Raw genomic sequence first — 6,000 nt, 5'->3', positions numbered from 1 at the left:
GGTTTTGACTTTACTGGCAGAGCCGTTCTGACCGAAGAGCTGGGCGGTGGAGCTGGACACTAACAAAAGCGCAGGTGCCTTGGTCAGCTCGCGAAGAAAATAGGAATTTCACAGGGAAGGCGCTTTTTGCCTTTTCTGGGAAATTGTCTTTTTCACAGTGAGCTAGGCATCGGAGCTGGACGGAGTTAACCTGGTTACTAGATAGACAATCAATAAATTTTATGCACCACAGCACAGAAAAGCGGAACCGTCTTGCTTTATATAAAACAGTTAGTTCAATCCAGCCAAATCGGCTTGGAATGGACAAATCTAAAAGCGTAATCTTCACAGATTACGCTTTTCGTTTAGAGGCCTAATTTATAATCGTATTCTTTTGCTTTATCAATTTTTGATTCGAATTCCAATTTAAGAAAGGGCTTATATGACGGCTCAGCGTGCTTTACAAACGAAAAAGATGAAACCTTTTCGATTGTATGCTCTACGTGTTCCATGTCACAATATAATACAACATACTTTAATTTCTTTGAAACGTAATGGATATTGCCGAATTTACGCAGCATCTTGATCTGCTTTAACGAATGCATCCAAATGATAATGCCTTGCCGCTTATCAAACATCATAAGTAATCTCCCTTTTTATCCCGCATTAACGGGCAGTAATACCCACCTTAAGACTTGAGTGGGAGTGCAGAAGGTTAAACTGCCCAAAACCGCCCTATTCATTAAACTAACCTTTAGTAAGTGATTAAACCTTACTTTTGGAAGTTTCACTTTATATTCTCTACTTGAAGTGTACCAATTTTCTATTTATTTCACAATATATTCCTGACACCTATTCCGTGAGAGGAGTTTGTTCATTGTTACTTGAAGAAATCGTAAATGTCTTTATAAACAGAATGAATGCTGATAATTCCCTATCCTGCTGGATAAAAAAATCGGCCGGAATCCCCTTTTTATATGTGCAATCGAATTCCAACGCAACAATTGCTGAAATTACGAGCAAAATTAATAAAGAATCCCGATTTGCAATGAAAGGAAAGCGGCTTACGTCAGAATGTATTTTTGTCAGAGAAGAAACCAACCTTTATGTATTCCGACATCGATTCTACGTGCCTCAGGAAAAAATGTTCTGCTGCGGCAATTTATGCGAAGATTGTATCCGTCTAAAGTAAGAAAAGCGCAAGCGCCCGTTTAGCACAGGCATGACAGAAAAGAATCCGGCAGAAAATTCCGGTTTTGACTTTTCCTGCAGATTTGTTCTGGCCGAGGAGTTTGAGATGGAGCTAGGCAAGAATGTGCAAAATGTTTATACTTACTTATCTCTAAATAAAACGAGGCAGGGCCTCGTTTTTTAAGATGCTTTGCAGCCGCATGACCCGCCTGATCCGCATCCCCCTCCACAGCTTGATCCCGTGTCAAAGAAAGGATTGCCAGTTGGCACTTTTATGTTAGGAGATACAGCTCTGCCTAATTCGACACTTATTTCATCAAGTAAAGATTGAAGCTCTTTCTCTGCTTTTTTAAATGAAATCACTGCTTGATGAAGATCAAGCTCACGTTTCGCTTCACGCATGGCCTTTGTGATTTCTTTATAATCAGGGTGATACTTTCCGAATCGCTGAACATCTTCATATAAATCCTTGATTTCAACAAATTTGGCAATCACTTTTTGAGCAGATTTATCTGCTTTTAATGTATTTAAATTGCGGCGATAGTCTTCCGCAATTTCTGAACGAACAACAAATGTCCCTAGAAGCTCAGCTTCGTCGATTAAATTGACGCTTTCTATTGTAGCAAACATAGACGGCATCACCTCCAAGCATAGTTTAACATGTTTATGCCCTTTTGGTAAATGCAGTGACTTTTGAACATGTTCACTCTACACTTACATTCCACGTTTTTTTTAAGTGATATTTAGTTGAGTCATTGTGCAAAAGCTCGAGAGAAATCGTATGTGTACCTTTATCTAATCCTTTAATAATAAATGCGGCAGTATGTATTTCATCTGTTTTTTTTCCGTCAACATACAGGTTTAGATACCCTTCTCCGTTTACTTTTTGGCCGCGCTCATCTGTAAATATAAAATTAGGCACGAAGCATTCAATATAAATATTGCTGCCTTTAATATGATGATTTACAAATAATTGTCTTCCCGTTTGCTTGACTGCTTCAACAGCATCAGAATCCAACTGACTGATTTCCATCGGAACAGCATCACCCTCAGGACGTGGTTTTTCATTATTACAGGCTGATAAAGGCAGCAGCAATAGAATGAACATCATAAAGATTTTAATCAATGATAACGCCTCCTTATGGAGGTAGTTTCACCAGAATGAATCCAAATATGATGAAAATAAAAAAGAAAGTCAGCTAATTTCGACTTTCTTTCCTGATCAGTCCTGCTGTCTCATTGATTGAAACATGCCAAGCATCATTGATGCCATTTGCACGGAGTTCGAGAACTGAGCTACTTTATGCGGGATGGTTTTTTGATAATAGTTCATCATAGCCAGCTGCATGGATTCAGTATCTTTAGGATTACGTGACAGCTTTCTGTACCAATGGGGCTGCTCTCTAATAAATTTTTTTAATTCTTCATTTGCTGCAATCATATCCTGCACTTCTTTTCTCATACGGACTCTCCTGCTCAATCTTTCCTGAAAGAAAAGGGATGGTTTGATGGGTTCGACTGATTTTTTGAAGATCCTTTTGTCAGTCCAAAGGTTGAAAATAGATTTTGAATGGAAGAAATCGTATTATTCATGTTATAAAGATGCTGATTCATCTGATTTGCATCCATACTTTTAACAGCAGTCATCATTTTTGACATAAAGTCTACTTTCGTATTATCAGCACTCTCTTCTTCAGCTGTAACCTCCTGGTATTTTTTCCATGATGTATCATTTTCGCCAAGCAAATACCAATCTTCATACAATTCTTGCCATTTTTTATCGCCTTTTCTGACTTCAGCAATCAGTTTTGGATGTTTTCTTACAAATTCTTTAAATGCGCCAATCGATGGATGTTCCTTTTTCTCTGTCATCTTTCATCACCTCTGCTTACCTTCGCCTACTATATTTTATCGGAGATAAGGAAATCTGTTCGCCCAATTTTTTGCAAAAAGCAGATTGCACAATAATTCCAGGTACTGATAAGATTAGAAAGTAAATAGAAAGGATTGGGTGAAAAGATGGAACAAGAAGAACTAACTCGGCTATTGTCTGAGATTGAAGAAGATGATATTCCAGTATTAAATTTGATTCTTCAAGGATTGAAAAAGAAAGCTTTAAAGGAAAGCGGCTCGTACATAGGTGCATTGCTTCATGCACAAGGAGAGTATAAAGATAACCAATTTATTTTAACAATCCCCAATACCGCAATCATTCAGAACTCCCTGCAATTTGTACATGGAGGGATTACAGCTACACTTCTTGATTCTGCAATGGGATCGCTTGTTCATCATGTTTTGCCAAAAGAACTTGCTGCCGTGACATCAGAAATGAAAATCAATTATGTTGCACCTGGTATAGGCAGTGAACTTAAATGTGTTGCAAGCCTCATCCATAAAGGTAGCAAAACTGTTGTAACAGAAGGAAAAGTATTTCGTGATGACGGCAGGCTAATGGCTCATTGTACAGCCAGCTTCTTCATTATCGATCGCCCTATACAATAAGCAAGGAGAGAAATATGTTTACTTTTTTCAAAAAAACGTGCCATTTCTGCAAAAAGAAAACAAAAAAGACCGAAACTTACTTGGGAGATAAGAGCCGAAAAATCGAAGTTTGCCATTTATGCAAAGGCTATGCTGAAAGACGGGCTTTTAAAAAAGCTGACTAGACAAAATGAATACCGTCAATCCACCTAAATGAATAAAAAAGGCTTCGTTCGCATTGATTGTTGTTTTTGGTTATTAATTTGCCCGAGGATTTCCGCTGCAGACACTTGCTTTCTCGCGGGGAGGGATGGGAACCTCATCGGCTATGTCTGCAGGGTCTCCCAATCCCCTCTATTTCCCGCAGGAGTCAAGTGCCTTCCGCTACAATCCACTAAAGGTTTTAACCATTTTTCTAAAAGCAACAAACTTTACGAATAAAAAAGACATCCGCGTTTCTTCCACATGGATGTCTTTTTATTAGGCTCTTTCTGTAAATCATTGTTGCTTTTCCATTCAAAAGAGCACGGAAACCCTCAGTAAATACGGGAATTAGTCCTTTTACGAAAAACAACAAACATACATACACAGGCTTTATTCAAATGGAGTGATGAAATTTTGAGTATAATATACTTCATTTACACCAACACCTAATCGGGTAAATTCAGGATTCAGAAGTGTATCACGATGGCCTTTGCTGTTTAACCACCCTTCAACCGCGGCAATCCCGTCAATATATTGCGCTGCAATATTTTCGCCCGCCATCTGATATGCTACATTTTCTGCTTTTAAGCGGTCTGCAAGAGAGCCTTTAGTTGGAGATTCATGTGAAAAATAGTCATTCATTTTCATGTCATTGCTGTGCATGAAAGCTACTTCTGAAGTCATTTCATCCCATTCCACCGGTGAAATATCATGTCTTTTGCGAATGACATTCGTAAGATCTAAAATTTGTTTTTCTGCTCCTTCTTCTACAGCCTTCCATTCTTCAGCACTAAGCTTCTTAGGCTGAATAAGTTCGCCGCGATAAACGACTTCATATGGGCGCTGCTTGATTAAAGTTTCCTCGTTCATCACTCTTATGCTTGAAAGTTCACCGTCAAATTTATCTAAGTACAGCTGAACATAAACATTACCCATTTTCACAATTGGTCTTGTATTCATATCTTCTTCTGACAATTCAAAGCGATAAGAGTTGCCTTCATAATCAATAGAAATACTTGAAGTAATTGAATTGGTCTTAAAAACTTCATCAACCCGCTGTCCTAATTGATAAGGCTTAACATTAACATCTGGCCCTATCGCATATACGGTTACAACCTTTTCATCAAGTACGCCAATCTGCAAATATTGCTGGTCGTTTTGATTATAGATCCACCATTCATAATCGTAGGAAGAGGGATCTTTTCTTGCAGGTTCTCCAAGCGTTTTAATAATCTCACCTGATGATTTGCCTACAAAAGATAGAACACCAGTCTCTGGCAAATTTAATTTTTCTTTTGACTCATTAGCGATTTGCTCATTTTCGTCTAATGGTTTAATGGGCGTCTTGTTTCCATATTGAATAAACAGCATATAGGTTATAAATATAATAAGCAATATAAAGACAGTTTTTAGAATACTGCTCAGTTTCAATCCCTCCAGATCGCTGATTTCTAACATTATATGAACCATTGGATTCATTATTCTACTAAACAGTATTTCATAAGATTGGCAGATAGTATATCCTTTTATAAGTCATTTAATCAAAAATGGCATGTTTTTTCAATTATGTTGTTTCTTGAAGGTTTTTTCGGGTAAATATTCACATAAAAAGGAACATACCTGAATGATCGGCATGTTCCTTTTTTTCTAGTGAAGATCTTGATGATTCTGTTCTGAAATTGTTGTTAAAGCTGACCCTGCCTGCTGATCTGTTAAATGATTCAAGGAGAGATCTCCAAGTGTTACCATTCCGACGATTTGTCCATTTTCTACGACTGGAAGCCTTCTGATCTGATGCTTTGCCATGAGCTGCGCAGCCTCCTCAACATTGGCTTCAGGGCTGATTGTAAAAAGGTGGTCACTCATTACTTTTGTAACTTCATAGGACCCCGGATGTTTTTCAGCAATTCCTCTCACAACTAAATCACGATCCGTAATCATACCCAGGAGCTGATTGCCTTCAACAATTGGGATAGAGCCTACATCCCATTCCTTCATCTTTACTGCTACTTCAAATACATTATCAAGCGGAGTGCATGCCTGGATATCATGTGACATAATTTCACTTACTTTCTGCAATTAATAAACCTCCCTGTAAATGAATGAGATCTTTACCCTTCTTCTTATAGTTTGGCCATATCCAAA

At 38.0% G+C, this 6,000-nt stretch carries 8 protein-coding genes; 1 reads left to right on the top strand and 7 read right to left on the bottom strand.

Annotation, left to right across the window (positions count from 1 at the left end; translation table 11 throughout):
• Positions 1-344 precede the first annotated feature (344 nt).
• The 5 genes from CYJ36_RS04115 to CYJ36_RS04090 form a co-directional block, all read right to left on the bottom strand.
• Positions 345-617 carry a YlbG family protein gene (locus CYJ36_RS04115; RefSeq protein ID WP_070879159.1) on the bottom strand — a complete coding sequence of 91 codons (273 nt, stop codon included), beginning with the start codon at positions 615-617 and terminating at the stop codon, positions 345-347.
• Positions 618-1,350: 733 nt separating this feature from the next.
• A complete protein-coding gene (locus tag CYJ36_RS04105) occupies positions 1,351-1,800 on the bottom strand; it encodes a YlbF family regulator (RefSeq protein WP_101565053.1) in 450 nt (149 codons plus the stop codon).
• 73 nt (positions 1,801-1,873) lie between these two features.
• A complete protein-coding gene (locus CYJ36_RS04100) occupies positions 1,874-2,296 on the bottom strand; it encodes a hypothetical protein (RefSeq protein WP_101565051.1) in 423 nt (140 codons plus the stop codon).
• A 96-nt stretch (positions 2,297-2,392) separates the two neighbouring features.
• Positions 2,393-2,632, bottom strand: coding sequence for a YlbE-like family protein (locus CYJ36_RS04095; protein WP_101565050.1), 240 nt, complete (start codon positions 2,630-2,632; stop codon positions 2,393-2,395).
• A 14-nt stretch (positions 2,633-2,646) separates the two neighbouring features.
• On the bottom strand, positions 2,647-3,042 hold the full coding sequence (locus CYJ36_RS04090; protein ID WP_101565048.1) for a YlbD family protein: 396 nt from the start codon (positions 3,040-3,042) through the stop codon (positions 2,647-2,649).
• Positions 3,043-3,189: 147 nt separating this feature from the next.
• On the opposite strand from CYJ36_RS04090, the gene CYJ36_RS04085 reads away from it, so the two are divergent.
• Positions 3,190-3,672 (top strand): PaaI family thioesterase, encoded by a 483-nt coding sequence (locus tag CYJ36_RS04085; protein ID WP_101565046.1) that lies wholly within the window; start codon positions 3,190-3,192, stop codon positions 3,670-3,672.
• 573 nt (positions 3,673-4,245) lie between these two features.
• On the opposite strand, the gene CYJ36_RS04080 is transcribed toward CYJ36_RS04085, so the two are convergent.
• The gene (locus CYJ36_RS04080; protein WP_101565664.1) at positions 4,246-5,280 is read right to left on the bottom strand and encodes a CAP domain-containing protein; all 1,035 of its coding nucleotides are present in this window, start codon (positions 5,278-5,280) and stop codon (positions 4,246-4,248) included.
• A 222-nt stretch (positions 5,281-5,502) separates the two neighbouring features.
• Positions 5,503-5,934: a CBS domain-containing protein gene (locus CYJ36_RS04075; protein ID WP_101565044.1), complete on the bottom strand. Its 432-nt coding sequence runs from the start codon at positions 5,932-5,934 to the stop codon at positions 5,503-5,505.
• Positions 5,935-6,000: the final 66 nt, after the last annotated feature.

Source organism: Bacillus sp. UMB0893 (genome assembly GCF_002858905.1).
Taxonomy (GTDB): domain Bacteria; phylum Bacillota; class Bacilli; order Bacillales; family Bacillaceae; genus Bacillus_P.
Note: the sequence above shows the minus strand (reverse complement) of the source record. Positions and strands in the feature narration are given on the sequence as shown.

Bases quoted from the DNA above. Each gene is read 5' to 3' on its own strand.
- CYJ36_RS04090 (WP_101565048.1), bottom strand. From the start codon at position 3,042: ATGACAGAGAAAAAGGAACATCCATCGATTGGCGCATTTAAAGAATTT.
- CYJ36_RS04095 (WP_101565050.1), bottom strand. From the start codon at position 2,632: ATGAGAAAAGAAGTGCAGGATATGATTGCAGCAAATGAAGAATTAAAA.
- CYJ36_RS04085 (WP_101565046.1), top strand. From the start codon at position 3,190: ATGGAACAAGAAGAACTAACTCGGCTATTGTCTGAGATTGAAGAAGAT.
- CYJ36_RS04115 (WP_070879159.1), bottom strand. From the start codon at position 617: ATGTTTGATAAGCGGCAAGGCATTATCATTTGGATGCATTCGTTAAAG.
- CYJ36_RS04105 (WP_101565053.1), bottom strand. From the start codon at position 1,800: ATGTTTGCTACAATAGAAAGCGTCAATTTAATCGACGAAGCTGAGCTT.